The sequence below is a fragment of the Stenotrophomonas sp. STEN008 genome (genome assembly GCF_056760435.1).
Genome location: NZ_JBRRET010000002.1, coordinates 1 through 25,469, shown reverse-complemented (window position 1 = coordinate 25,469; position 25,469 = coordinate 1). Strand labels below are relative to the sequence as shown.

Annotated in this window: 20 protein-coding genes; 2 read left to right on the top strand and 18 right to left on the bottom strand. The window is 64.0% G+C overall.

Going from position 1 to position 25,469, the window contains the following annotated elements:
* Positions 1 to 79: 79 nt before the first annotated feature.
* The 7 genes from ACVOME_RS01210 to ACVOME_RS01180 all read right to left on the bottom strand — a co-directional run bounded on the left by ACVOME_RS01210 (position 80) and on the right by ACVOME_RS01180 (position 8,310).
* Positions 80 to 697: a decarboxylase gene (locus ACVOME_RS01210; protein ID WP_164151831.1), complete on the bottom strand. Its 618-nt coding sequence runs from the start codon at positions 695 to 697 to the stop codon at positions 80 to 82.
* 125 nt (positions 698 to 822) lie between these two features.
* Entirely contained in the window at positions 823 to 1,230 is a 408-nt protein-coding gene (locus ACVOME_RS01205; protein ID WP_197601132.1) for a hypothetical protein, read from the bottom strand.
* Between the two features lie 292 nt (positions 1,231 to 1,522).
* Entirely contained in the window at positions 1,523 to 2,062 is a 540-nt protein-coding gene (locus ACVOME_RS01200; RefSeq protein WP_346475083.1) for a hypothetical protein, read from the bottom strand.
* A 143-nt stretch (positions 2,063 to 2,205) separates the two neighbouring features.
* The gene (locus tag ACVOME_RS01195) at positions 2,206 to 4,038 is read right to left on the bottom strand and encodes a T6SS phospholipase effector Tle1-like catalytic domain-containing protein (RefSeq protein WP_229765839.1); all 1,833 of its coding nucleotides are present in this window, start codon (positions 4,036 to 4,038) and stop codon (positions 2,206 to 2,208) included.
* A gap of 105 nt (positions 4,039 to 4,143) precedes the next feature.
* The gene (locus ACVOME_RS01190) at positions 4,144 to 4,614 is read right to left on the bottom strand and encodes a DUF3304 domain-containing protein (protein ID WP_111185992.1); all 471 of its coding nucleotides are present in this window, start codon (positions 4,612 to 4,614) and stop codon (positions 4,144 to 4,146) included.
* A 19-nt stretch (positions 4,615 to 4,633) separates the two neighbouring features.
* Positions 4,634 to 5,530 (bottom strand): DUF4123 domain-containing protein, encoded by an 897-nt coding sequence (locus ACVOME_RS01185; protein WP_053518389.1) that lies wholly within the window; start codon positions 5,528 to 5,530, stop codon positions 4,634 to 4,636.
* Complete coding sequence (locus ACVOME_RS01180; protein ID WP_481504608.1) at positions 5,527 to 8,310, bottom strand: type VI secretion system Vgr family protein; 2,784 nt, start codon at positions 8,308 to 8,310, stop codon at positions 5,527 to 5,529. The genes ACVOME_RS01185 and ACVOME_RS01180 overlap by 4 nt, the downstream gene beginning before the upstream one ends.
* A gap of 233 nt (positions 8,311 to 8,543) precedes the next feature.
* Here ACVOME_RS01180 and tssA point away from each other — a divergent pair, with 233 nt between their 5' ends.
* Complete coding sequence (tssA, locus tag ACVOME_RS01175) at positions 8,544 to 9,602, top strand: type VI secretion system protein TssA (RefSeq protein WP_065182766.1); 1,059 nt, start codon at positions 8,544 to 8,546, stop codon at positions 9,600 to 9,602.
* Positions 9,603 to 9,658: 56 nt separating this feature from the next.
* Here the strand turns inward: tssA and ACVOME_RS01170 are convergent, their stop codons facing one another.
* The 6 genes from ACVOME_RS01170 to ACVOME_RS01145 all read right to left on the bottom strand — a co-directional run bounded on the left by ACVOME_RS01170 (position 9,659) and on the right by ACVOME_RS01145 (position 17,868).
* Positions 9,659 to 10,444: an OmpA family protein gene (locus tag ACVOME_RS01170; protein ID WP_111185953.1), complete on the bottom strand. Its 786-nt coding sequence runs from the start codon at positions 10,442 to 10,444 to the stop codon at positions 9,659 to 9,661.
* Between the two features lie 2 nt (positions 10,445 to 10,446).
* Positions 10,447 to 11,430: a type VI secretion system-associated protein TagF gene (gene tagF, locus ACVOME_RS01165; RefSeq protein ID WP_053518394.1), complete on the bottom strand. Its 984-nt coding sequence runs from the start codon at positions 11,428 to 11,430 to the stop codon at positions 10,447 to 10,449.
* A complete protein-coding gene (gene tssM, locus ACVOME_RS01160; RefSeq protein ID WP_263174660.1) occupies positions 11,427 to 15,128 on the bottom strand; it encodes a type VI secretion system membrane subunit TssM in 3,702 nt (1,233 codons plus the stop codon). The genes tagF and tssM overlap by 4 nt, the downstream gene beginning before the upstream one ends.
* 16 nt (positions 15,129 to 15,144) lie before the next feature.
* Positions 15,145 to 16,578, bottom strand: coding sequence for a hypothetical protein (locus tag ACVOME_RS01155; protein ID WP_346480171.1), 1,434 nt, complete (start codon positions 16,576 to 16,578; stop codon positions 15,145 to 15,147).
* 42 nt (positions 16,579 to 16,620) lie between these two features.
* Complete coding sequence (locus tag ACVOME_RS01150; protein ID WP_053518398.1) at positions 16,621 to 16,881, bottom strand: PAAR domain-containing protein; 261 nt, start codon at positions 16,879 to 16,881, stop codon at positions 16,621 to 16,623.
* Positions 16,882 to 16,986: 105 nt separating this feature from the next.
* Positions 16,987 to 17,868 (bottom strand): M15 family metallopeptidase, encoded by an 882-nt coding sequence (locus ACVOME_RS01145; RefSeq protein ID WP_239519783.1) that lies wholly within the window; start codon positions 17,866 to 17,868, stop codon positions 16,987 to 16,989.
* A gap of 197 nt (positions 17,869 to 18,065) precedes the next feature.
* Between ACVOME_RS01145 and ACVOME_RS01140 the strand changes: the two genes are divergently transcribed.
* Positions 18,066 to 18,815, top strand: a complete 750-nt coding sequence (locus ACVOME_RS01140) for a hypothetical protein (RefSeq protein WP_111185956.1) — start codon at positions 18,066 to 18,068, stop codon at positions 18,813 to 18,815.
* A 50-nt stretch (positions 18,816 to 18,865) separates the two neighbouring features.
* Here the strand turns inward: ACVOME_RS01140 and ACVOME_RS01135 are convergent, their stop codons facing one another.
* From ACVOME_RS01135 to ACVOME_RS01115, 5 genes are all read right to left on the bottom strand, one after another.
* Positions 18,866 to 19,807, bottom strand: coding sequence for a DUF6708 domain-containing protein (locus tag ACVOME_RS01135; RefSeq protein ID WP_481504607.1), 942 nt, complete (start codon positions 19,805 to 19,807; stop codon positions 18,866 to 18,868).
* Between the two features lie 59 nt (positions 19,808 to 19,866).
* Entirely contained in the window at positions 19,867 to 20,916 is a 1,050-nt protein-coding gene (locus ACVOME_RS01130) for a DUF6708 domain-containing protein (protein WP_164151845.1), read from the bottom strand.
* A 3-nt stretch (positions 20,917 to 20,919) separates the two neighbouring features.
* Entirely contained in the window at positions 20,920 to 23,661 is a 2,742-nt protein-coding gene (locus ACVOME_RS01125; protein ID WP_164151847.1) for a T6SS effector BTH_I2691 family protein, read from the bottom strand.
* Complete coding sequence (locus ACVOME_RS01120) at positions 23,654 to 24,505, bottom strand: DUF4123 domain-containing protein (RefSeq protein WP_481504606.1); 852 nt, start codon at positions 24,503 to 24,505, stop codon at positions 23,654 to 23,656. Before ACVOME_RS01120 ends, ACVOME_RS01125 begins: the two co-directional genes overlap by 8 nt.
* A gap of 3 nt (positions 24,506 to 24,508) precedes the next feature.
* Positions 24,509 to 25,469, bottom strand: a 961-nt coding sequence (locus ACVOME_RS01115) for a DUF2345 domain-containing protein (RefSeq protein ID WP_481504605.1), incomplete at its 5' end; no start/stop codon positions are given.

Genomic DNA, 25,469 nt, shown 5'->3' with positions numbered 1-25,469 from the left:
CCTTCCCCTGTAGGGCGACGGTAGCAGATGGAAAACGGCGGCGCACGCGACCGCCGTCACGCCGGATTAACGTTCCGGATCAATAGGTTCCGTAGGACACTTCGACGATCACCGGCTTGCCTGTGTCTTGTGCCGGTTGCAGGGTGAAGCGGTCCAGCGCGCTGCTGTCATCCCCCAGCGGCGTGCTGCGGAACTGCAGGCGATAGGTCGCCCCTGCCTGCACGCTGCCATCGGGCAGCAGGCGCGCGTCGGCGGGCAGCAGCAGGCCTCCCAGATCGCTGTAGGCCTCCGGCGCATCGCTGAACCCGTAGTCGACCAGTTCGCCAACGCGGCGCATTTCGTACACCCGCGTCGGCCACGGGCGGGCCGTGCTGCGGCCGTTGCGCAGGTCGGTCACCCACTGCTCGGGCAATTGATAGACCTTGCGCAGCGCCGTGTCATCCAGTTCGGCGCTGGCCACCTGCAGGCAGCACACCAGCCGCTTGCTCTCGCGGTCATACACCGAAAAGCGCGCATCCCGTGCGACCGGCATCGGCAGCAGTGCGAACGGGACGTCGCGCAAGGCGGGCTCGGCACCATCGCGGGAGTCGAGGTTGCGCCAGCCACCAAAGGCCGGTTCGGCGGCCTGTGCCAGCGGCGCCGCCAGGCACAGCGCCACCGCAAACCCGCCGGCGGTGCGTCCGATCCACTTCTGCATGTCGTTCATCCGTCGATGGCCGGTGGCCAATCAGTTTCGTGAGGATGCCATGAAGGTGCGACGCCCGCCACGTCGGACAGCCCGGCTCGTTCAGCCGGGCCGGCGCTCGCGGGTGAAGGCGGCCGCTACTGCATGTACTGCGTGGTGTGGCCGGTGAATCTGACACCATCGAATCCGAAGCAGAAGCGGCCCTCTTCGAATGCCCGGTAGACGAGCAGTGCGCCGCTCACGCAGAACGTGTCGCTCTCAGCGGATGTCTCCACCGTGCCATAGGTACGCGCGCCCTCCTTGCCCACCAGCGGGCCCGAGAACGCATCAATGGGCAACGGATACACGGTGCCGTCGCGGCTGTCGATCAGCACGATGGAGCGCTGGAAGTACTCCTTGCGCTCATCCAGCTGGGCCAGGATGTAATGCCGGTTGAAGTTCGGCACCTGGGTAAGGATGGCCTGGTCGATCTGCGCGCGATGCTGCGCATCACAGAAGTCCACCGGGCTGTATTCGTACGCGCAGCCGGAATGAGGTGAGAGCATCCTGACGCCGGCATATCGTGCGCTTCGCGCTGTAGATGCAGGCACTTCCTTCGTCTTAGTGGCCGCCCCCGTTGGCGGCACACCTGCAGCTGGGTTCTGCGATGAATTCGGCTTCCCGGTGCAAGCGGCGACCGAGAGAAGAAGGCCGAGCAACAGCACAGGCTGCAGTCCACGCCAGACACGGGTGTTGATCTTCACCATTTCTCCGTTCCAGGCCTTCGACAAGAAGCGCGCGAACCACCGACGTAGCCTAAACCTTTGGCTTGTTCGGGCCATCGCCTGCCCATCTTGATCAGGCCCAATCGGGCGCACACATCAACTGCGACTTCTGCGCGTTGCCGACCTGGGGACCCAGCATCGGCCTTTCGCCGCGCCGGCTGCGCGCGTCATCGGGAAACTCAGACCCCAGCGCCATGCGGAGTCGCGCACGCGCCTGGTCCAGTGGTAGATCGATCATGATGCCGATGGGCGTGGGTGCGGTTCCCAGATGGGCAACGACCCCGTAGACCGGCAGGCCATGGAAATCGGCCTTGACGCAGAAGTGCGCCATCCCGAACTCCTCATCGCGTTCGCAGGGTTCGGGCGCGTGCAGGGCCAGGTAAGGATTCGCGGGCTGGCCTGATTCAGTGCTGAGGTACCAGCCCTTCGGCTGGCAATCCAGCAATCCGTCGAAGAGCGTTTCAGAGCTGTCCGGATCACCCGGCAACGGCGGCTCCGCCTGCGCGGCATGGGCGTCTGCCTTTGCCTCGATGGAGGCCTGCGCACGGCCGGCGGTGTCTGCCTGCTCGATATCCTGTGAGGTGGTTTGCCGGCATGCCACCAGCGGCAGCACAAGGCTGGCCAGGAGCAGCTGACGCAGCGCAGCGGGGCGCTGACGATTCACTGACCTGCTCTGATGCATGGCTCCCAGCCTCCCCGAGGTGAAGCGCCCGATTGGCGCATAAGCGCAACGGGCATTCCAGACGCTGCATCGCCTCACCCGCCCATTGCCGAGCCCAGCTGCTGGAACGCGCCGCCGATGGTGGGGATGTTCGCTGGCGGCAGCGTGGCCGGATCCCGGCACTCCTGAGCCCTCCTGCCGGCCACACTGAAGACCTCGCGATAGCGGAGGTAGCCGTAGGTATTGACGGCAGGAATATTCAGCTCCGTCCACTTCCCGATGTAGAAGCCGGCCAGCGAGTCATGCATGTAGTTGTCAAACAGCACCGTACTCACATCGGGTACCGGCGCACCGTCCAGCACAAGGTTAAGCAGAGTGCTGGTCTCGGCCGGGATTTTTGCGTAGTCGTAAGCCGCCTGGGAGGCCCGTGGCGTAGGTTCAAATACCGGACGCCCGATCTTGCGACCCGCCTCCATGCGTTTCTGGCTTTCGTCCAGCTGCCTGCGGTAGGCCGCCATCTCCTCCTTGCCCCTGCGCAGCTTTCCAACCAGATTTGCGAAATCGCGCTGCGCATTGGCCAGATCCACCTGATCCTCGGCATCGGACTGCTTGAAGAACGGCTGTTGCAGCACGCTCTGTGGACCATTCGGCAGCCGCTTGCCCTTCCAGGCAACGTACTGCCGGCAATGTCCTGCAATCTGCTGCGTGTGCGCGCCTCCGGGGACACCGTGACCGGTCAGCCAGGCGTTGTAATCGCGGATCAGCTGTGGGTGACAGCCGAAATGCATGGCGAGCACTGGCTGCGCCCCCAGTTCCTCGATCGTTTTCATTATCACGCCTGCCTTGACGGCCTCATGATGCATGTCGATCAACGGAATCTGCGCAAGCTTGGCGGTACCGTTCGCGGCACCGGAAACGAAGTCCTTGCCCTGGCCGCCGGGCGAGTAGCCGCCACCGACATCCGAGTGCATGCCCGGGTAAAGCACCTCCTTCCCGCTGGTCGCCAGGTCCAGCGGGAAATTGATCCGCTGCTCGTGCAGGGCCGCGAAATGCACGCTCTGGCGTGCTTCGGGATGAATGCTCATCATGTCACCGGCGGCCCAGTCCCACTTGCCCTTCGAGACGCGGCTCATCGCAGCAACGCCGACCGACGCAACGGTATCGAAGATGCCCATGAAGTTCAGGTAGAGCGGAATGCCGGCAATGTTGTAGCCGCAACCGCTGCCCCAGGCTTCTGCCGTCTCATACAGCCGGTGCACGAACGCCCGCGCCTGTGCCGCGCCACGCGAGAAGCCGAAGACGGAAACGTGCACCGACTTGACGCGGCGCTGGTGCCCCTTGACCACGCGCTCCAACCGCTGCGCGATTGCCGTGAGCATCGCGCGTCGCGTCATGCCTTCCAGCAGCCGCGTCTCGCTCATTGAGGCGACCAGTACTTTGGCTTCGTTGGGCTGGATCAGGTCACCACCGTTCAGGTACTGATGTACCGAATTGATGACCTGCAGGATGGCCCAGTGGATGCGATCCGCACCATAACGCGCGGCGCCGCCTCCCAGCGTGTCACCATCCTGGTTGGTATCGCCGACGTCGGCGAATGGCGTGCCGACGCCGGGAACGTAGATGCTGAAGAAGCCGTTGCCACGCTCCTTCAGGGCGGCGTCGTACAGGCGCGCCACATTGCTGTGACCGTTGCGGGCCAGCTGGGTCTTGGGGGAGCGCGTCTTGCCGGTTACAAAGGTCCCTTCCCACTCGCGGTTGTTGCCGGTGCCGTCGAAGTAGATGCCTACGTGCACCTGGCCCTGGCATTCGGAGCCCTTCTCGCGCATGCACGCCATGGCCCGCGCCCGCTGCTGCGCTTCGGCGCCGCTCAGCGCTCTGCGTCCATCTGCCGGCATTGGTTGCGCGCCGGTTGCCGTGCGTCCACTCATGTCCTTGTCTCCTGGATTCGCTGCTGGTCCCCGCCGGGATCGTTGTCCTTGTCACCCACGCCAAGCATTCGGATCGGATGCCCGGTGAGCGACCGGGCCCCGTGATCACTTTTCAAGCGGGCGCCGAAGGTGCTCCCAGACTGGATTCTCGCCCTCGCGCAAGGGCGCCTCGGGGCCGGTCAATGGATAGTCGGGATGACCGAGCACAAGATTGGTGACGAAGACCTTGATCTCGCCATTGCGCAGGAAATGGACGGCCAGGTTTCCGAGCTGGTTGTACTTCGGAATCGCAACGGTCTTCTTCTGGAACGTTTCCAGATCCGTGGTCCATTCGATCTCCACCTTCATGTCCGGCGTCCATCGATCAGGCAGCACGACGCAGCAGACAGTTCCGCCTTCCGAGTGGGAATCGGCCGACCCGCCACTGCCGCCATTCACGAGGAACTGCGCAATGTATGCATCCGTATGGTTGTAGCCGAGCACGGCCACCGGCGTGGAGGCCGTCCGTCCCTTGCAGGCCGCCAATGCCGGCAACAGGAGCAGCAACGCCAGGGCCGCCAGCAGATGGGTCCGCATCAAACGCATGATTCTTCCTTCACGTCCACGAGGGTGCAGGCTCGGCCTGCAAAGGCGAGGCGGTGTGGTCCCACAGCGGGACGCCCGTCGTCCAGACATCTTCCGGCAGCGCTGATGCCCAGTCCGCGAACGGCACCTCACAGCTCCCGGCAGGCTGCGCGAAACGCGCCTGCACGGCAGGATGGCCGCGGCACGCCCCGGAGGTGTACAACGCCAGCAACAGGTACTGCACGTGATCGTCCACCTGGTTCACACCGTGGGCGATCGTATCCTGCATAAGGTCGACGACGAACGGGTACAGCGATCGATACGGCACCCGCTTGATCTCATCCGGGATGACCCTGCGAAGCTGGGCAATGGCCACATCCGGCTCGCACGCGTCCAGCAGACGCGTGTACTGGTCTTCGTCCAGGCGCAATGGCGGAAGCGCAGGCAGGCCGGCATCATCCATTCCGGCCAGCATCTCGGCCAGCGGCCATTCCTGCAGATCGCCGTAGCGATCGAAGTACTGCAGGCGCTGCACGCCCTCCAGCAGGGCGGCACGCTGCGCAGGCAACAACAGATCCAGCAGTGCAGGCAGGATACGGGTGTCGTACCAGCGCAACAGCATCTCACGACCGCCCTTCTCGGGCACCTTCACCAGATGGAAAGCACGCAACCGCTTCGCGAGATCGTCCAGTTCCAGTGCACTCCACAGCAGGGTCACGCCCGGCCTTTGCGCTCCCATCTGCCGGATCTCCGCATCCAGCTGCGCGTGCAGGTCCCTGTCCGTCCAAGCCACCAGCAAGGGAGCAATATCCAGCAGGCCGGCCTCGGCCGTGCCTTCGAACAGCGAGCGATAGCGCGCGCCAAGACGCTCCAGCCGCTCATGGAAGTGCGACCGCTGCGCGCTGTCGATCACGGCGTAACGATTCACACCAGCACTCCCGGCGTGCCCTGGCGCATGGCGTCGAGAATGCAGCTCTTACAGCTGCTGCGCGGGAACTGGGGAAGCGGATAGCCCTGCTGCGCCGGGCCGACGAATGACTTGCTGCCCGCATGCACCTTGATCGTGCCCGGACAGGCGATGGTGATGTTGCCACCGGCAATGGTCAGGCTGGCCCCCCCGGACGTCGCCACGTGGATCGTATTGGCCGCGGCGATTTCCACCGGCGCCTGCGCGCTGGCCCCGCGCAGAGCGCCACGCGACTGCACGCGCACCCCATCCGCTTGGGACTGGATATCGAGCATTTCAGTGCCGGCCACGACGTCAAGCGCGGTGGGTGCGGCCGCTGCGCCCTCAACCACGGACGCAAGCACGCCGATCGCCTGCCCCGCATGCAGACGGGTCTGCCCCATGGTAACCGTGTCGCTATGACCGCCACTGGCCAACAGCAGGCCTTCACCGCTCCCCCAGTGCACTCCCTGGCCTGCCACCTGCACCAGTCCCTGCGGTGCGGCCAGTCCAAGCAGTGGATCACCCGAATGCGGCACGCGATCCTGCCCAGCATCCGACTTGCGCTCGGTCGCACCACTCTTGCCGATATCGAATCCATCACCGCCCGTGGTGGTGCGTACGCTCGCCAGCAGCGCGGGAACCGGCGACTGATCGGGAACCAGCTCCGAGCGCTTTGGCGCGCGCGCGCCCTCCTGCATCGCCAACGGGCTGGTCAGGTGCGTACGCGCGGCCTGGGTGAAGCGTTCGCCCAATGCCTGCAACTGCGTGAGCAAGGCAGCGGGCTGCACTGCCTCGCCCGCAGGTGCCGTCGACCGATGCCCGTACGCCGTGAACCAGGCACCGGCCGTGGCGCGCACCGCGCCCCACGCGTCGCTGCGCAGTTCAAAACCGGTGCCACGCAGGCTGCCGACATAATTGTCTGCCTGGTGACGCAGGTGCCCCAGGGTCAGTTGTGACACCTGCTGGCTGCTGGCCAGCTGCGCGCGCAGTTGCTGGTTCGAGTCATCGAACAGGAGATGGTTGGCGCCCTGCCCGCCTTCCCACTCGCGCGAGCGGATACCCCACAGCGCACCGCCCTGCCGATGCGCCTGGTCCCCCATGCCGGCAGCATGCCAGGCCGGCGCCTGGCCGCCACTGAGGTTGGCCTGCGCGCTGCCGCGCATGTCTGCAGCCTGGCCATACAGCGATACGTCGCTCTGGCCGCTTCCGCCGGCTGGCGTCGGTGCCACGCCCGCCTCGCCACGTCCGTTGTACAGGGTGCCCAGCACCAGTGGCCGATCGATATCGCCGTCGAGGAAGCCCACCAGCACTTCCTGGCCGATGCGCGGCAGGAACTGGCTGCCCACGCCGGGTCCGGCATAGCGCTGCGCCACGCGCAACCATGCGCTGTCGTTGGCTCCGCCGCCCTCGCCTTCCTGGAAGTGGAAACGCACGCGCACGCGGCCATGGCTGTCTGCGTGCAGGTCCTTGCTGGCGCCTCCGTCGCCGGCAACCACGACAGCGGTCTGGTAACCCGGCACGGTCGGGCGCGGATTCAGCCGTGCGCCACTACCGTCCTGCAGCAGCGGGCGCCACGGCAGGGTACGATCCACCGCATCGAAACGGTTGCCATACCCGCTCGCTTCGGCCTGCTGCCAGAGCGCAGCGTCGGCCGGATCGATCGGCGCCACGCCCAGCGCGTCATCGAGGCTTCGCCGCAGATCGGTAGGGAGATTGTTGATGCCGGCATGTTCGACGGCCACCAGCAGCAGCTCAGGCGGTGTCGCACCGGGGGCCTGCTGCAGTCGCAGCCATTGTCCGGACTGGAAGCCGCGAACCGTACCCGAGCCCTGCCAGCCACGGCTGTGGGATTCGCGCGCCTGCGCCTGCAGGCGGGCCTGGCGCGCACCGGCCGTACTGTCGCTGAAGGCGTAGGCACCTACCGCATCGTAGTCTTCGCGCGGCGATTGGCCACCGCCGCCCTCCATCGGCGACTGTGCCACCAGTGCGCGTACCTGGCGGTAATCATCGCTCTGCAGGCTGATCGAAGTACTGGCCAGGCGCCGACGCAGGCCAATGGCCTGCACGCTGTCACTGGATTCGGTGGCGTCACTGCGATGGAACCGCACGCCTGCAGCCACGCTGGTGGCATCTTCCGGCAGCGCGACGCTGTCGGCGAAGATCTCCATGCCATTGCCGCAGGGCGCTTCCTCATCGGCGTACAGACGCCAGCCCAGGCCTTCTTCGGCGAGCACGCGCTGCAGGAAATCCAGGTCACTCTCGCGGTACTGCACGCAGTAGCTGCGCACGCGCTGGCCAAGGAAGGCGTCGACGCCCTCGGCCCAGCGCCAGCGCGCGATGCCAGCGTGCCCTGCCAGTACGGCATCGACGATCGCACGCACGCTCTGTTCCTGGAACACGCGGCTGTGCCGAGCATGCTGCAGCCACCACGTCCATGACACCAGCTGCAGCCGGTAGCGCACCAGGCCACCGTCGCTGCCCAGGCAGGAAGCGTCCGCGATCAGGCCGCTGCGCTGCCATTGACCACCATCGGCCATCTGCGCGACCAGTGTCGCACGCGTGCCCGGCAGGGCATCCAGCGCGATATCAGCGCGCGTGGCGAGTACATCGACATCGGTCCAGGCATGTTGGCCGAGCGCATCACCGCCGCGCCACCGCTCCACCGTGCACCCTTCCAGTGCATCGGACCGCAGTCGATACAGGCGTTGCGCGTCACCGAGCCCGGCAACCTGGGTCATCACGTAGTTCAGCTGATCCATGCCAATTCCAGTGTGAAGACGCCTGCACCTACCCGGCGGCGTCGGATTCCAGCCATCAAATCTACCAGATTGCGGTGTTCGTCAAAATCACGACGCCTCTACCGCCATGGAAGTGCGTTGTTCGTCACATAACTGACGGCATTCCGTATTCAGGCATGCCTGGACGGACCAATCCCGCGACCGCGTTCACATCGGCGGGCTAGAATCGCCCACAGTCCCCAACGAGACCCGCCATGCTGGATCAGGAAGCCCTGCTGGCCCCGATTTCGGAACACGCGCCGACCGGTGAAGACCTGTCGTTCTCGGCTGAATTCGATCGGATCATCGAAAACCGTCGTGCCGACGACCCGACCCTGGACCAGGGGGCGTGGCAGACCGACATCAAGTACGCTGACTGGAGCAGCGTGCTGCGTGATGCCACCGACCTGCTGCAGACCCGGACCAAGGACCTGCGGCTGGCAGGCTGGCTCAGCGAAGCCGCCACCCAGCTGGAAGGATTCCAGGGCCTCGCCGCTGGCTACCGGCTCACCGCCGGCCTGTGCGACCGCTACTGGGATGACGTGCATCCCCAGGCACCTGACGGCGATTTTGAAGAGCGCATCGGCAACCTGAGCTGGTTACTGACCAATTCGCTGCAATGGTTGCGCTCCGTGCCGATTGCCGTCGCGCCACAGGGGCGTTTCAGCCTCGCCGACTTCGAGCATGCCCATGCCCGTGCCAACAGCGGCGAAGAGGATGACGGCCGCCCTGGCCTGGACATTCTCACTGCCGCCCGCCGCGATACCCAGCACGGGTTCTACCGGCAGCTGGCCGACGACCTGCCCGACTGCAGCCAGGCCCTGGCCGAACTGCAGGCCGCGGTCGACAACCGCCTGGGGCTGGATGGCCCAAGCTTCAGCGCGGTGCGTGAGCAGCTTGAACACCTGCAGCGCACCGTGCTGCGCTTCGCACGCGAAGCCGGGGTGTTGCTCGATGGCGAAACAGAAGCCTCCTCCGACGATTTTGAAGATGCATCGTTCGGCCATGAGGCGCCCGCGACCGAAGCGGCCCCGGTGACAGCACCGCGTGGCCCTGCGGGTGCACCCGGCTCGCGCAAGGAAGCGCTGCAGCAGCTGCGCCAGGTCGCTGAGTTCTTCCGTCGGACCGAACCGCACAGCCCCGTGGCCTATCTCGCCGAGAAGGCCGCACGCTGGGGCGAGATGCCGCTGCATGTCTGGCTCAAGCGCGTCATCAAGGACCACGGCACGCTGGAACAGATGGAAGAGATGCTGGACGTCAATCCAGAAGACTAATCTGCCTGCGGATCCCGCTCATGCGGGGATCGGGTCTGGCCCGATCCCCGTCATGTTTACTGGATCTTGAACTCGATGCGCCGATTGCGTGCGCGGCCATCGTTGCTGGTGTTGTCCGCCACCGGCTCGTCCGGTCCCTTGCCGACGACATCCATGTGGCTGCCCGGAATGCCCTTGGACACCATGTAGTTCTTCACCGACAGCGCACGCGCGTGGCTGAGCGCCAGGTTCGATTCGCGCTGCCCGACATTGTCGGTATGGCCGATGATCAGGAAGCGGCTGTCCGGCATCTGCGCCATCTTGGCGACCATCTCGTCGAGGATGCTCATGCCGAACGGGGTCAGACGCGCACTGCCACTCTGGAACTCGATGATGCGGTTGGCCAGCGTCTGGTCCAGCACGTTCTGCTGCGAGCCGACCTTCAGCGCGTTGGTCACGGTGTAACTGGTATTGCTGGCCAGACTCAGGTCGCTGGCCACCTGCTGCCGCAGCGCTTCGTTGCCGACCTCACCGGTGATCCGCACTGCCTGTCCGTTCACTTCCAGCTTGCCGGGCGACACCCGCTTCAAGCCGGGATTGATCATGCCCGCCACGTAATCGCCCCAGTTCGGTGGGGTCGCGATCGTTTCGACCTGGATGCGGTCGACCACGCGCTCGGCGCCATACACGGCACGCAGATTGTTCAGCAGCTTGGCCTTGGTCGCCTGGTCAGGCACCACGCCTTCGATCACCACCGGTCGTTCGGTGGCAGCCTGTGCCGCAGCAGGCGCGTTCTGCGCGGCCAGCGGCACGGCTGCGAGCAGCAGCGGCAACGCAAGGGAGAGAGGGTTGCACAAGCGCATCATCAGGTTCCCAGGAAAGTCTCGCCGAACAGCTTGCGTGCGGTGGCCAGGGCCAGATCGTCACGGTCGAGGAAGCTGCCGAAGCGGTTGAGGTTGTAATCGCCGCGCAGATAGTCGTCCACCCATTCCGAATGCTGGATCCGGATCAGGAAGTCGCCGGCTTCCGCCGGGTCCAGCACCGCACGCAGCACCTGGCGGTCGGCGCCGTTGAAACCGACGATCATGCTCGGCGCAGCGTCGTTGCGGATCAGCACCGCCAGTTCGAAATCGCCGCGGGAGACGAAGCTGGACAGCAGATCCAGCCAGAATGCCGCCACCAGTGGGCGATAGGCCGGGTCACGGACCAGCGGAAACACCAGCGCCTTGTCGATGTTGACATCGCCCCCGCTGAGCACCGGCTGCAGCAGCAGGCCCAGTGCCGGCAGCACCTGTCGCAGCGCCACCTCGCCGTGACCGGAATCGCGCAGGCGCGACTCGAGGTCTGCCACGGAGGTGCTCTCCAGGAAGTCCTGGAAGCTGCCGTTGTAGTCACCGGGATCGGTGCTGATGCTGAAACGTGCGTCCGCCAGCTGCGCCAGCGCCTGCGCCGCGTCGCTTTCCTGGTAGGCCTGGCGTGCCAGGCGGGCCAGTCCTGACCAGGCGTTGGACATCGCCAGCGGGCTGCGGCCGATGAACGGCAACGGTTCTGGCGCATCCAGGCGCAGCGCGGACAGCAGCGGGAAGCGGCGTTCGGAGGAATCGCGGCTGGCCAGGAAGTGCCCGCACAGCACCATCTTGCTGCGAGAACCCAGGAACGCGTAGTGAATCTCCGGTGCCTCGTCGTAGCGCTGCTTCCAGTCCGGGCTCTGGCTCAGCAGTTCCAGGCTCTCGCCCGCCCACCGGTCCAGCCAGCCCAGCAGCTGGTGATTGTCGGCCGCACGGACGAAATCACCGCGCGATGGCACCTTGCCGAAGTAGGAAACTCCGGCACTGACGACGCGGCTCATTGCGCACCTCCCGTGGTCTGCGCCGCAGCAGGCGCGGTGGCCGCCGGCGCGGGCGCGGCAGGGGTACCACCGGCCACCCGCTCGGGAAGCTGCAGGCCGCGCTGCCAGTCACCGCCGCCCTCGCTGCCGCTGCCGGCCCGGCGGACGATGCGCATTTCCACCGTCACGGCCACACCATTGCCGTTCCAGGTGATCCGGCTGGAATCATCCAGGCGCTCGTATTCGCCTTCGGCCATCAGGCGGTTGAAGCCGTTCGCGCCCGGTGCACTGAATACCTCCACGGTACGACCATCGCCGGTCACCGCCGTGATCTTCACGCCCGGCACCTGACCCGCGTTCGGGTACTGCATGGTGGTCCACTGCGGCGGGGTATTGCGATAACGAAGCACCTGGCCATCGATCTCGATGCTGTACTCCAGCGCGCCGGCAGCCGGCGACGGCAGGATCTCGAAGATCGTGGTGTCCTGCGCCGCGCCGGCGGCAGAGCCGCTCACCCAGTTGCCATAGTTGGCAACCAGCTCAGCCGACAGGTTCACACCCTGCCCTGCCCAGCGGCGGGTCTCCAGCAGCGGACCGCGCTGGATCACCAGCGTGCCGAGCGCGTCCTTGTTGAAGGCGGCAATGCTGCCACTGGCACCGAAGATGCCGGCGATGTCGCTCGGTGCGGCATCCACATCCGAGTTGAGGTTGAACGGGTACTGCTGCCCGATGCGTGCCTTGAACGGGTCATAGACCTGCGCCTTCCAGGTCTTGTTGACCTCATCTTCGGTCGGCGGGATCAGGGCGCTGAAGGTCTGGGTCAACGGGCGCAGCAGCAGCGGGCGCAGGGCTTCACGCTGCTTCTCGTCCAGCCCGGTCAGTACCTGCTCGTCGACCAGCGCCAGGCCCGCGCTCAGTTCGGAGCCTTCATTGCTGAAGGTGTCCTGCATCAGCTTGCGGGTGCCCACGCCGATTTCGCCCTGGCTCTTGATGGCATTCAGGCGCGCACGCAGTTTGCCCAGTGTCTCGAAGTAGGCCGTGATCACTGCCGGCTGATCGCCGCGCTCACTGGTGAGCCGCGCGATGCCTTCGAACGCCTTGCCGATCGGACCCACCGGCTGCGCGGCGGCCGTCGCTGCCGGGTCCTTGCGCAGGATGGTGCGCTGGAACCAGGCCACGAAGCCCTTGCGCGCCTTGCTCGAACGCGCCTGCGCCGGCGGGTTGTCCCATACCGTCTCCTCGTTGATGCGCTCCAGCAGAACACGGAGCGGCGAGTTGCCGGGATCACCCAGCTTGTTGATGCGGGCCACCGCCTCGTCGAACGTACTGAACTCGGCCACGCTCAGGCCCTGCACGAACTTGCTCCACTCGCGCGCGTAGTCGTTCTTGTACAGGGTCACCAGCTCGCGCGAGACATGCTCGGGGCTGCCGGCCAGCGACAGATCGCTCTGCTCGGTGGTACCCAGCACCCAGTCGGTGGTGCTCAGCTGGGTATTGGCTGCTTCCTTGATCGCATCCTTTACGTACTCTTCCCACGCCTTGCGCGTGAACGCACCGGAAATCGCATAGCTGCCGTTGATCAGGCGCCCGTTGCGCTCCACACCCACCAGGCTGTCGACGGTGGTGGTTCCGAAGCGGGCGCCGGCACGTGCCTTGATCTGCGCGTACACGCGCTCCATCGCCGGCTGCCCCTTCATCACCTGCCCCAGCGCCTGGCGCGTGTCGGACACCAGCGTGACCTTGTTCTGTATCTGCGGCCAGCTGGGCTGGCCCGCCTGCGCCACATAGAAGGTCATCAGCTTCTCGGCCGCGCGCACCATCTCCTCACGGCTCATCTGGCCGCGGTTGGCCTCCAGCCAGGTGCGCCAGAACAGGGTCAGCTGCTGCGACAGGTGAGCACCTTCGACGTACTTCGGGTTACCCAGCATCAGGTAGGTCTTCAGTGCGTTGTACGCATCGTTGGTACTGGTTGGCGATGCGTTCTGATACAGCACCTCGCTCTCGGCAGCAGCGCTGCTGCCCTGGCCAAGCTTGTCGCGCTCGGCGACCACCTGGCCGAGATAGTTCTCCAGATTGGAGACGGTCGGCGCCAGCATCACCTGCTGCATGCCGTGGTTGTACTCACGCAGCAGCTTCTCGCGGATCGCGGTGCCCTGGTACAGGCCCAGATGGGTGGTGATGCCGCCCTCCTTGCCATAACGGTCCAGCTGCTCCATGCGATCCTGCAGCAGAAGCAAGGCGTCGATGCGCGACTTCAGGTCCATGCGGTCCTTCTGCACGCGCACGGCCTGATCCAGGTCCTTGGTGGCATTGGCCACCAGCTGGGCATTGGTGGTGTACGACCAGGTCCACAGGCCCAGCGCCAGTGCCAGCACACCCACTGCGCCCAGGAACACGCCATAGCGCAGCCGGTTCTGGTGCGGGCTGGAATACTGCCGGACCAGTTCCTTGTCGGCGAAGATCACCTTGCGGAACAGGTCCTTGAGGAAGAACGCGGTATGGCCGGTCGGCGCCTCATCGACATTGGACCCGCGCTCCAGGTTGAACTGGCGGCCGACGCGTTCGGACGCGTGATGCACCGAACGCCCTTCCTGCAGTGCGCTGGAGAAGTAGAAGCCACGGAACACCGGCTTGAACTGGTAGGGGTTGTCCTCGAACAACGTAGCGATGAAGGTGCGCAGCGCCGGCTTGATGCCGACGAACTCCAGCGGCAACGACAGCAGCCCAGGCGAGACTTCACGGCCACGCTGCATCGCCATGTGGGTCAGGCTCATTTCCTTGATGCCTTCGGCCAGCTCGTCGAAATGGCTGTCGAATGCCGCCAGCGCGTCGCCCTGCTGATGCACGTCGAACGGCAGCGTCGCACCCCACACATGCTCGCGCTCGCCGGGATCGAGGTTGCGGAAGAACTCGCTGAAACCGGCGATGAGGTCGGCCTTGGTGAACAGCACGTACACCGGCGCGAACACTTCCAGCCGCTCGGTGATTTCCTGCACGCGCTGGCGCAGGTTCTTGGCCAGCTCGATCGCGAACTCCGGCTTGCTGCCGGACAGCTCGGCCAGGCTGGCGGCGATGATCACGCCGTTGATCGGTGCGCGCGGGCGGTTCTTCTTCAGCAGGCCGAGGAAGGTCAGCCACTCCATGCGGTCCTCGACGCTGACCGAGTAGCGGCCAGCGGTGTCGAGCACGATACCGTTGGTGGTGAAGTACCAGTCGCAGTTGCGGGTACCACCGATGCCCTGCACCACGTTGCCGCGGTTGTCCTCGAACGGGAACTGCAGGCCGGAATTGAGGATGGCCGTACTCTTGCCCGCAGCCGGATTGCCGATGATCACGTACCACGGCAGCTCGTACAGCGCGGCGTTGCCCTTCAGCACGCCCATCCGCGAGGACTTGATCTGCTTGACCGCGTCCATCATGCGCGTGCGCAGCGCCTCGGTATCGGCACGCTGGGCGGGTTGAGCGGTGGCTACCGCCTTGTCCGCCTCATCCTTGACCATCGCCTCCACGCGCTTGGCCGCGCGACGGGCCAGGATCCGCTTCACGATCCAGACCAGCAGCGCCAGCACCAGCAGGCCGGCCAGCACGATGGCCACCCAGATGCCGATCTGCCGTGCTTCGGCCTCACCGTAGTGGGCCAGCGCAGCGGCACCGACCAGGCCGAGCACCATCCAGAGACGGTAGTCGCGCAGGTAGTAGCTGAAATTGCTCAAACTCATGCAGGGATCCAGGAAGTCAGGGGGCCGACGGCGCATCGGCCGCCTGCGTCGGGGAAGGAAGAGGGTCGACCAGGCCGAACAGTCGCTGCTGGTTGTCGGCCACGCCGAGCAACAGCACCGGCTCGGCCTGGCGGTCAAGCTGTGCGCGGGCCAGTGCCAGCTGCGCCAACGGCAGCACCGGGCCCAGTTCGCCTGCGCTGATCGCCAGCGCCAGGCTCTGCGGACTGAAGTCCAGGTCGGGAGCCAGCGACGCCGTGATGGCGGCGGCATCGACCATCAGATCGCCCCGGTGATCGGCATCATGCAGCACGAACTGGGCCTGTGCGCCCTCCAGGCCCAGCGTCTGCTGCCACTGCGCAGCGAGCGTCGCCAGCTGACGGCGCTGTTCGGCCGGCCGGGTTGCCTCGATCTGCTCGGCGCGTACCAGTTGCGGGCGCCACAGCCGCGCGTCGCCTTCATGGGCAACGCCCCGGCTCGCCAGCAGGACGCCGGCAGCACCCTCGCCCGGTATGCGGCCATCCGGATTCTGTGCGGTTGCCAGCACACCGGAGGACTGCCATGAGGAAACGATGGCGGCATCGATCGAAGAAGACGCGGACACCAGCAGGTGCCAGCGTGGCTCGCCCTGATCCAGTGCGTCGATCACCCGTTGCAGGTGCGGCCACACCTCGCGTGCGCCGTCCAGCGAGGTGACCCGGACATCGAAGCGGCGCGCATCGATGCCTGCCATCCGCGCCTGCTCCAGCAGCCATGTCTGCACCCAGGGGCGCAGCGCATCGGACCAGCTGCCCGGCACCAGCAGCTCGACGCTCAGTACGTTCTCCACGCGCTGTTCGTCGCGACGTCGCAGACCGGCCACCACCACTTCCTCGGAAGCCATGATTTCCGGCAGCGCCGCGGATGCTGCCTCCAGCAGTTCCTCCAGCACCGGCTGCAGCAGGGCAAGCGCACGCCGTTCGTGGGCTGCGGTGTCGATGCCGTCCTGACGGGCCTGCAGCACCAGGAACTCATCGAGGTCCTGCGCCGCGCTCATGCGCACCGGCAGGTTGTAATTGTCGCGGAAGCGGCCATCGAGCGTCGGACGCGGCGGCGCAGCGGCAGCAGCCAGCCATGATTGGGCATCCAGATCCACACCCAGCCTGAGGCCACCGGCAATCAACGCCACCGACGGCGGCACCATCACCTTCGTCGCGACGGCTTCGCCTTTGCCCTTGACCGGCTCCCCATCGTTGGCCGCAGCCTTGTCCAGCGCCGCATCGACGCCACGGCGCGCGGCGCCACGCAGCATGAAGCCGGCACCGCTCAGGCCGACGGGCAGCAGGCCCAGGTAGGCCAGCATCTGCATGCCGGTCGGTACCGTGCCGCTGTTGCGCCAGTAGAGAATCGTCGCGCCCCAGGTGGCGACGAAGATCATCACCACCGAAGCTGCTTTGCCCAGCCATCCTGCCATCAGTTGCCCTGCTCCATGCGCTGCTCCTGTCGACCGCGCAGGTCAACGCAGACCGGTCATGGCCTGTGAAGCGACCAGCGTCGCTCCACACGCGGTGCGGTCGCCGTCGCGCGCCACCGGCTGACCGTCGATGAGCACTGTCGCGTCGCCACTGACAATCGTGGTGGCGCCGTGCACGGCGCACAACGCACGATCACCGACGCGCGCCACCGGCCTGCCATTGATGTCGGTCTGTCCGGTGCCCGCCACCACGGTCCCTCCGTGGCTGAGCGGGTCACCGACGACGATAAACGGTCGTGCCATCCATCATGCTCCTTGATCCATGTGTGACCCGGCGTTCCATCGCCCCCCGGTTCCCCCGACGACGCAGGCCATCGGCGTAACCATACCAGTACCGCCGTGCGGTTATCACCCTTGACGGGACAGTTCCTCGCGCTTTGCCACCCGGGCGGCGCGGCAGCGGTCCGTCATTTCCACGTGAACATAGTCCTTGATGCTCCGCCAGTTTCCGCCCCAGTCCAGGCCCGCCTGTTCAGCCAGCTCGCCGTACAGGAAGTACCCACGCCGGGTCCACGGATCTTCCATGTCCCATTGCAGCTTGCCATCGCGGATGGGTGCGCTGTCCACGCCCAGCCCATACTGGTGGCAGCTCTGCCAGGCACCGGCCCGGGTCGCCTTGCCACCGGCCATCAGTTCGGCCTGCCGCTGCGGACTGCGATAGCCTTCGATCAGCACCATTTCGTAACCGTACTGGCGTCGCATCACCTCATAGATGGCCAGCACGCGCTGCTGCAGATCGGGATCGATCTGACCCCATTTGCGATCAGCCGTGACGATTTCAGGCCGCAGACGACGCACTTCGGCAGTGGTGAACACCTCCGGCGGCGGCGGCGGTGGCGGCGTCAGCCGCTCCCCGCGTAGCAGCTGGGCGACCATCGAACTCGATTCCGCCAGATCATCGCCCCTGAAATCCTCCAGCACCACGGTCTGCCGCGTGACGAATATCACAATTGGAGGAATCAGCAGCAACGCTGCGGCGACAACCAGAATGAGCCAGTGGCGCCGCAGTGCGCCGTGCACGGCTCCGACCTCTTCACGAACCCCACTGCGCACGCGGGTGGCGCCGTGGCCGACCCGGTCACCGACCTGCCCCGCCCGACGACGGAATCCGCCCAGACGCTTCGCGATCGCCTGACGCAGCGATTCGACCGTCTCGGGGAACAACAGTACCCAGCACACGCCAGCCACCAACAGTACGACGGCAATGGCAGCAACCACGATTGGCAACACCGGTCCTCCCTGACACGCGATCTGGTTGACGCCCCAACCGCTTTCACTAAGAATGCGCAAATTCGCTTCGGCAGTTGCCGACTCAAACCAAGGGCTGGATGCACTTGAATAATGGCGGAATCAATCGGCCAAGTCTGCTCTCAGGGGGAGCGCAGGCAAAGGGCCAGGCCCCGAATTCGGGCCGTATTCTGGCAGACATGGAGGGCCGGCAGGCAACCGCGTCGCCACGTGCCGCACGCGCGCCGTCCAGCGGCAAACGCCGTACGGTCCTGTGGCTGGCATTGGCCAGTGCCGTGGTCGTCATCGCCGGGCTGACCGCCTGGGGTCTGTCCGGTAGTAATGACTACAGCGACCCGTCCGAGTATTCACTGACACCCGACACCGGCCATGTGACCGGGCACCCGGACGCCCCGTCGGTGGCACCGGGTGAAGGCGCCGCGATGATCGTCGATGCGCCCGCTTCTCCGTCTGAGCCGGCGCTGCCGGCCACCGCCGGGAGCCCACCCGCTCCTGCCGCTGACGCGGCAACCGCTGCTGCGGGCGCTGCCGCAACCACCGGCACCGCTGCAACGACGCGGGCACGGGGCGCCCAGCCGGGTGAACGCAGCAGTCGCGCCGCCGGTACCGCAGGCAAGGGCGATGAAAATCTGCTCGGCACCCTGCTCGGCATCATCAAGGAAGAGGACAAGGCCAAGGCAAAAGCCAAGGCCCAGCCTCAAAGCATGGATGATCTGATCGCCCAGATCGAAGCAGACCAGCGCAAACGCGCCGAAGACGAGCGCGCCGCGTTCGAGCGCGTGGCCAGCAAGAAGTCCGCCTCGACCGAATCCAACATCCAGGCGCAGCTGCGCAGCTGCCCCAGCCCTACGTCACTGAAAGGCGTGGACTGCCGGCGCAGGATCTGTGCGGCGGTGAGCGGCAAGGATCCGGCCTGCCCGGCGATGTGATCCCGAGCCCTGCCTGCTGACGCAGGCAGGGAGCTGCCGCAGAGGCCCGCTCAGAGCGGACGCCGATCCGGCTCGAACTGCGCCATCACCTCGGATTCCACGAGCCGAAGAGGATCGTTGGCATCGATTGCGCACTCGTCTTCCACCCACTGTGGCCACACGGGCGCGCGGCAGGATCGAAGGACCAGCCATCGGCACAACACCAGGGGCAGCAGCAAGGGCATCAGGATGAAGCGTGCGCCCAGCAGGCTGGGACCGAGACTGGCCACCACGAACAGGTAGCAGTTGCGCCATGACGGCGTCACGGACAGATTCATCTGGCGACCCTCGATGGTATCGACCACCTCTGCCGGCCCCTGCTCCATGTAGCGGCGAATGAACTCCCAGATGCCGCGGATCTTCTGTTCGTCATCGAAGTAGTGGCCCACCGCGAAGGTGCGCTTGATCACCCGATCCTCGAGGATGCTGCAGCGCAGGTCGCGCAGGAACGCCTGGCTGGTCCCCTGCCCGATGTAGAACACGGCCTCATCCCATGGGACGGATACAGCGCCCTCTTCCCCACCCGTGAAGAAGTAGACCGTCCGGTTGCGCCGGTTGAACCGTGTCGGATACCAGACATAGGTGAAGAACTCGTAGCGCAGCGTCGTGTGCCAGAACAGCACCGGGGCACCGACCACGCACACGCCGACCATGGCGTACATCACCCAGTCCCAGAAGTCGCCTTCCAGGTTCGGGATCACCAGCGTGAAAAGCAGGAAGAAACCGAACAGGAACAGGGCCAGTGTCCCCAGCAGGACCATGGTGGTCGAGACCATTCCGCGCAGGCGGAACCTTCGGTCGATCAGATCGATGTAGGTCGAGTTGAAATGAACCAACGACGCACGTTCGTCAGGTGCGACATCCTCGGCGATCCGAGGATCGAAACGCGAGGCGCTCTCCTGCGCCGAGAGAAAGCGATCCGTCGGGAAACTGCGCATCCAGCCGCTGTACATCCGTGATCCTCGCTCACTCGTCTGAGCGAGAATGCCACGCCATGCATCCAACGCCCACTTCACGCATTCAACGAGGTTGCCTGCAGCTGCTGACGAATCTCATCGTTACGGGCCTTGGCTGCCGTGATCGAGTCCTTCCAGAAGCGCTCCATTTCATCGGCACGACCTTCCACGCGATTTACGCGTCCGTATACGACGGGTGCACGGAGCGGAGCTGCGCCCGAGTCGTCAGATACCTCGCGCCTGATCACCCCCACTGGCCAGACTGGCCTGCGGCACAATTTCATTGTCAGGAAACGGAATAGCGCCCAAGGCAATGTAACGGGCAGCGCTATCCACATCAGTCCCGCGCCAGCGGAAGACACATGGATGATGAATGCATTTCGCAACGTTGGCGCCACCGATGTGTACAGCTGAAGCGGAGGAAACGGAAGTGCAGAGCGGCCATCCTCCATGAAGCGCCTGATCATTTCCCAATGTGCGAGCGTGATGCCAGGATTGGACCCGCTATCCGAACCAACTGCAAAGGTATGGACGACCTGATCTCCCTTCATGACCAATCCACGCAGGTCATACGTGGCACCTTCATCCGGCCCAAGAGGCTTGTCCCTCCCAATGACGAAATTGACACTTGACCATGGCACTGAAATTACGCCCCTTCGCCCCCCTGCGAAGATGTGGACTTTCCTCTCACGCCTATCGAATCGGATGGGGTAGTACTGATATCTGAATATATCTCTACCAAGAAGCATCCGGTAGGTGAAGGCAGCGAAACCGAGCATGAGGACAGAGAGGACGCCAACCGTAATCGTCATCTCAGAACTAATGGACTTTCCCTCGGCGTGCATCGCGAGAGTTGCATACACAAATGCCAGAACGAAAACCAATACAAGACCGAGGATCACGCACCCCCACATCGCGCCCCAGCCACGATAGAGGAAATGGCGGTCGACGTACTCAATGTAGTCGTCATCAAGGTACACGATCCCCTGATCAAGTGGCGTGACGCCTGACGAATCGAATTTTCGAACATCTGCAGCGATCTCGTAATCCGTCAAGGAGCGATTGTTACGGTATCGCTGTCCAAGCCAACCTGCGAACTGGCTCATCGGTCAGGCTCCTGCGGGAAGCATTGCATTATATGCGTCCACCTGTGCGTCAACCGAGTCAAACGAGCCATGGTTATGAACACCGAATGGCGTCATATCAAGCCAACGCTCAATTTTATCATCCCGAATTAGATTAATTAGCCACTCGCCGAGCATACTGATAAGCCCCAGAACCAAAAGCACGATAAATCCCACGCCAGCGGTCATCACGCCAGCCAACATCAAAACAGCGACAACCGCTCCTGACACCGCAGTGACGGTATAAAACGCAACCATCGGAACGTCATTTCGCTTATAGGCGTCATAAGCCTTCCACCCGTCGATTACCGCGCCCAATAGACCCCCCACAGCCCCAAGCAGCTTTCCAAAGAACCCTACCATTCCCGCCCGGGTGGAGGCTTGAAGTGCGCCAAATCGAATCTCTGAGGACAGTGCGGCACGCCCCCACATCGACTTGCCCAGAGCCAACCCGGTCAACTCGACACTGGTCCCCGCAAAGCCGGCAAGCGCGGCGCCTAGATTAAGATCGCGACGCCCACCCGGCCCCTCTTTTTCGTCATCCAATTTGCCGTAGGAATCCGCAACATTCCAAGCGTCCAGCACCAGCCCCACAACCCCCAGACGCACGTCTAAACTCACACGTGGAGCGGTGTACTGCGCGGCGCGATTCCTCACCAGGACCCTCACCTGATCTTCGCTCATCAGCATGTTTGACATAGCCCCCGGTTGTCCATTCCGGACGGCTGCCATCGCTTCCTTATCCCAGAACAAGGCCCACTCGAAGACCTTCCTGCCGCGCGCATTTCGATCGCCTGTCGCGACTCTTGCGCCACTGCGCTCACTGAGCTCCTGTCGAAGATGCTGATCAACACGGGCCCTCAGCTCCCGCTTGTTGACACCAGATTGTCCCTCGCTGAGCGCCTCCACCAGAAAGTGCGCCATCTCACGCTCCGAGGCACGAATGCCGACCCTCTGAATGCGCTTACCCGAAAGAACACCGAGCAGGCCGACCAGATTGTTCCTCGTCGCCGTAGAAATAGCGATATTGATGCCTGCCTTTGCGACAGTTGATCCTGCCTTGGTTAGGGCTGTAACAAACATCCCAGACGTCTTGAAGACAAGACCTGCAACCAGGCCTAACCCCTGTTGCAGTTCCTGGGGCTTGCTACCTCCTCGATCGAGGACGTGAGCATATGCCTTGAATATGTTGGACCAAGCACCGGGGTTATCTGAATTGCTCAAGAATGTCTTGGATTGCTTCTCAATAACCTCCGCCGCGATCTTGTCATTGAGCGTCAACGCTCGAACAGTGCAGTTCTTGATGTCCTGAAAACGACCAGCGAGATCCTCCAGAAGCGCAGCCTGCACACAGTCAAATCCAACAACACCTTCAAGCGAACTATCGACGATCTCCGTCAATCTCATTGAACTATATGACAGTTCATCAAGGTGATTACATGCCAGCCAAGTCCTGAAATCGTCGTTCCTGTACCAGCGAACGAAACTCTGGGCAATCGGGTTCAGGTGCGAAGCGATGTATCGCTCCATTTCCGGCATGAGGCTTTTGTCAAACCTATCAAGCGCTTGCTGGCTGTAATCATCACGGTAGCGATCCCATGCGGAGTCCCTGGCCCTCTTGTCTTCTTCGGCCGTCAACTCCTCACGCATTTTAGTGATTCCCGCCGCATACAGCTCCATCGCCGCGCGCCCGGTGTACGCGCTGGCACGTACGGAGCTCAGCTTCTCTGCGGCCGCCTGATCCTCAATTGCCTGCCGGATTCCGCGGATCGCCACTGAGGTTGCATGCTTCCACCCCCTGTCATCTTCCTCTTCGAACTCTCGGGTCTTCTGCCGAATAAGTGCGGAAAGCTCCTGCGCTATTCCTGCGGGATCATTCAACGCAACCATCATCGGACGCGCAGACAAAGAGCTCTTCTGAAGCCATGCCTCCATTCCTGGCACATCCTGTTTACACCTTGAAAAAGGCGCAAAGGAGAACGAAAAGCCAGGATTAGCATACACATCAACGACTTCGAGGATCGTCTCAACTGCACGATCCACAATTCGGGGCTTCCCAGGGTCCGCAGCCGGTGGCGGACTTGAGGGGAGCATAGGGATCTTCACTTCAGACTCGGATTTTACCCTCTTGCCAAACTTGAACTCGCTGACCATGGAGGGGGCGTCAGCCGCACTTCCCACGTGATCCAGCGACTTTCCTTTGAGCCACATCTGGACATCAATACAGCGCATGTGCTTCTTGCGCTCGCTGGATTTTCGATTTCGCTCCATGATCTCTTTCGTCCATGGAGCCTCCGAGAAGCCAAACCAAACTTTTCCAGCTCGCTTGGGGTCGGGGATGATAACGAAGCGGGCCACCTGCGAATCGGCCATTCGCGCGCATGTAGGTTGAAACTCTTCCTGCGGTGGAGGAGCCGCATGCGGATCGAACTCCAAGAGATAGGAGTCGCTGGTGATCTGATAGCCCTTCCATTCGCCACGGATCTCGTTGAATACATAAAGATACCCTTGGCGGGCAAGTCGCAACGTGTAGTGAGCCTCACTGGCCGGAAGGGTGACACTGGCCACATCCTTTCCAAACCCTCCTCCCAGCCTTGGCCCTTGCCACATTTCCTTGACGTCTGAACGGCAGATGGCGTATCTGATCGGAAGAATCGGCAAGCCGACCTGATCGCAGACATCACACTTCTTCGCGGGGTCACACGACTGTGTCGGCCTCTTATCCATGCTGCCAAGCTCCTTGTTCTGTCTGCTCCAATGAAGGTTCATCCACCTCTTCGTCGGAGGGGTCGCTGACGGCACTGCGGAACGCGCCAGGCTCTAAGCAGGCGATCCGAAGAGCCTCTTGATACCGCGGCGTGTTATGAACTTCGGGTGATTGAAATACTGAAGCAAATGCATGCGCTTCCTTATCGTCAGGGTCTGTCAGCCCGCACTCGCCGGCCTTCTCCATCTCGTCAAAGACACGTCTCGAAAGCCCAGCACCCTCAATGCTCCCACCCTCTCGATGCAACCGATCGATCACCCTGTTAACAGAAGCCAACGAGGAAATCGCGTACAGCTGATCGGACGTTAGATGCATCCCATCCTTGTTACAACCACTGTTTTCGTATGATTGCCACCGCGCGCCCTTGTCCACGGTTGCGGTCCAGGCATTGATGGGACCAAGCAATGCATCCAGCTGCGACGACAAGAGAATCCACTTCAGCGCGTTCCAGACACGAGGATCGTAGTATCTGAATAGCATCTTCTCACCATCAAATTTTCTCACCATCATACGAGCCAAGTGATTTCGGACTCGCTGACTGTCGGCATTGCATTTCAGCAACGCCGAGAATGGGATGCGGTCATGATCGCGTGCGTAGTGCACAGTTTCATCAAGTGCCGCTAGACGCGCATCAGGCTCAATTTCTTCCAGTCTGATTAGATAGGGAAGAAGATGCTTCTGCCCAAGGAGCTCCTTGGGAACGATGGGTTCGCATGGCCAAAGCTTGGCGATACGTCGATCGATCTGGAGTGGATTGATCAACGCATACTGATGAGCTTCGAATAGCCGGTGATCGAGTTGCATCTCTCAGGCTCCCAGTGGGACCAAGCCGGCGCCCGACTGTTCCGCTGCACGCACGCGATACTCGCATGCCTTGTGTGAACCATCTGGCACCTTCGCCTCCCCCACCACACTCGCCGGCCCCAGCCATTCCCTCTGGCTCGCCTTGAATTCCACCTTGCCCGGCGCGCCCAGTTCGATGTTGTCGCCCTCGATCCGGATGTAGGCCCCGGCCGCCGTCGCCAGCAGATGCTTGCTCGGCGCCGACAGCTGCACGTCCGCTTCGGTGCTCGCGATGCGTACCTGCGTCTTGGCCGCCACGATCGCCTGGTTCTTGTGCGCACGCGCACTCACCTTGCCCTGTGCCGCATGCAGCGCGATCCCGCGCTCCTGGTTCGGGCTCTCGCCGCTGGGTTCCATGCCGGCGGTGTACAGCACCAGCCCGCCGGCGACGGCCATCGTCAAGGAGCCCTGGGTCATCCAGTTCAGCGCCACGCCGCTGGCCAGCGTGGTGTGGGTGCCACTCACCCACACCTGGTCGGCCGGGGTCAGGCTCAGCACGCCGGCCACGCCACTGCCCAGCAGGACCGGCGCACTCCAGCCCGGCGCTTCACCGTCGCCACCGGCAATGCTGCCCGCCGCGCTGCCACTGTGGGTCGCGCGCAGGGTCTCCTGCAGTTCGGTCAGCGTCGTGTCTACCGGCAGTTCGGCCGCCTCGCCAGGCAGCTGCGCCTGCTGCTTGCCTGCCGACTCGGCCAGCTGCTGCAGCAGCTGCTGGCTTTCCTGCAACTGGCTCAGTGCCTGCGGCGCCGCCAGCTGCGGCGTACCCGGCTCAGTGGTCAGCAGCAGGCCACGGCCGGCGCGCAGTGCACCCTGGGCCTGCGTGGACAGTTCCACACCAAAGCCCCGCTCGCCCTCGCGCACGTTGTCCTGGCCGCCCTTGAGATGGCCCAGGGTCAGGGTGGTCTCGTGCTGGGTGGTGGACAGC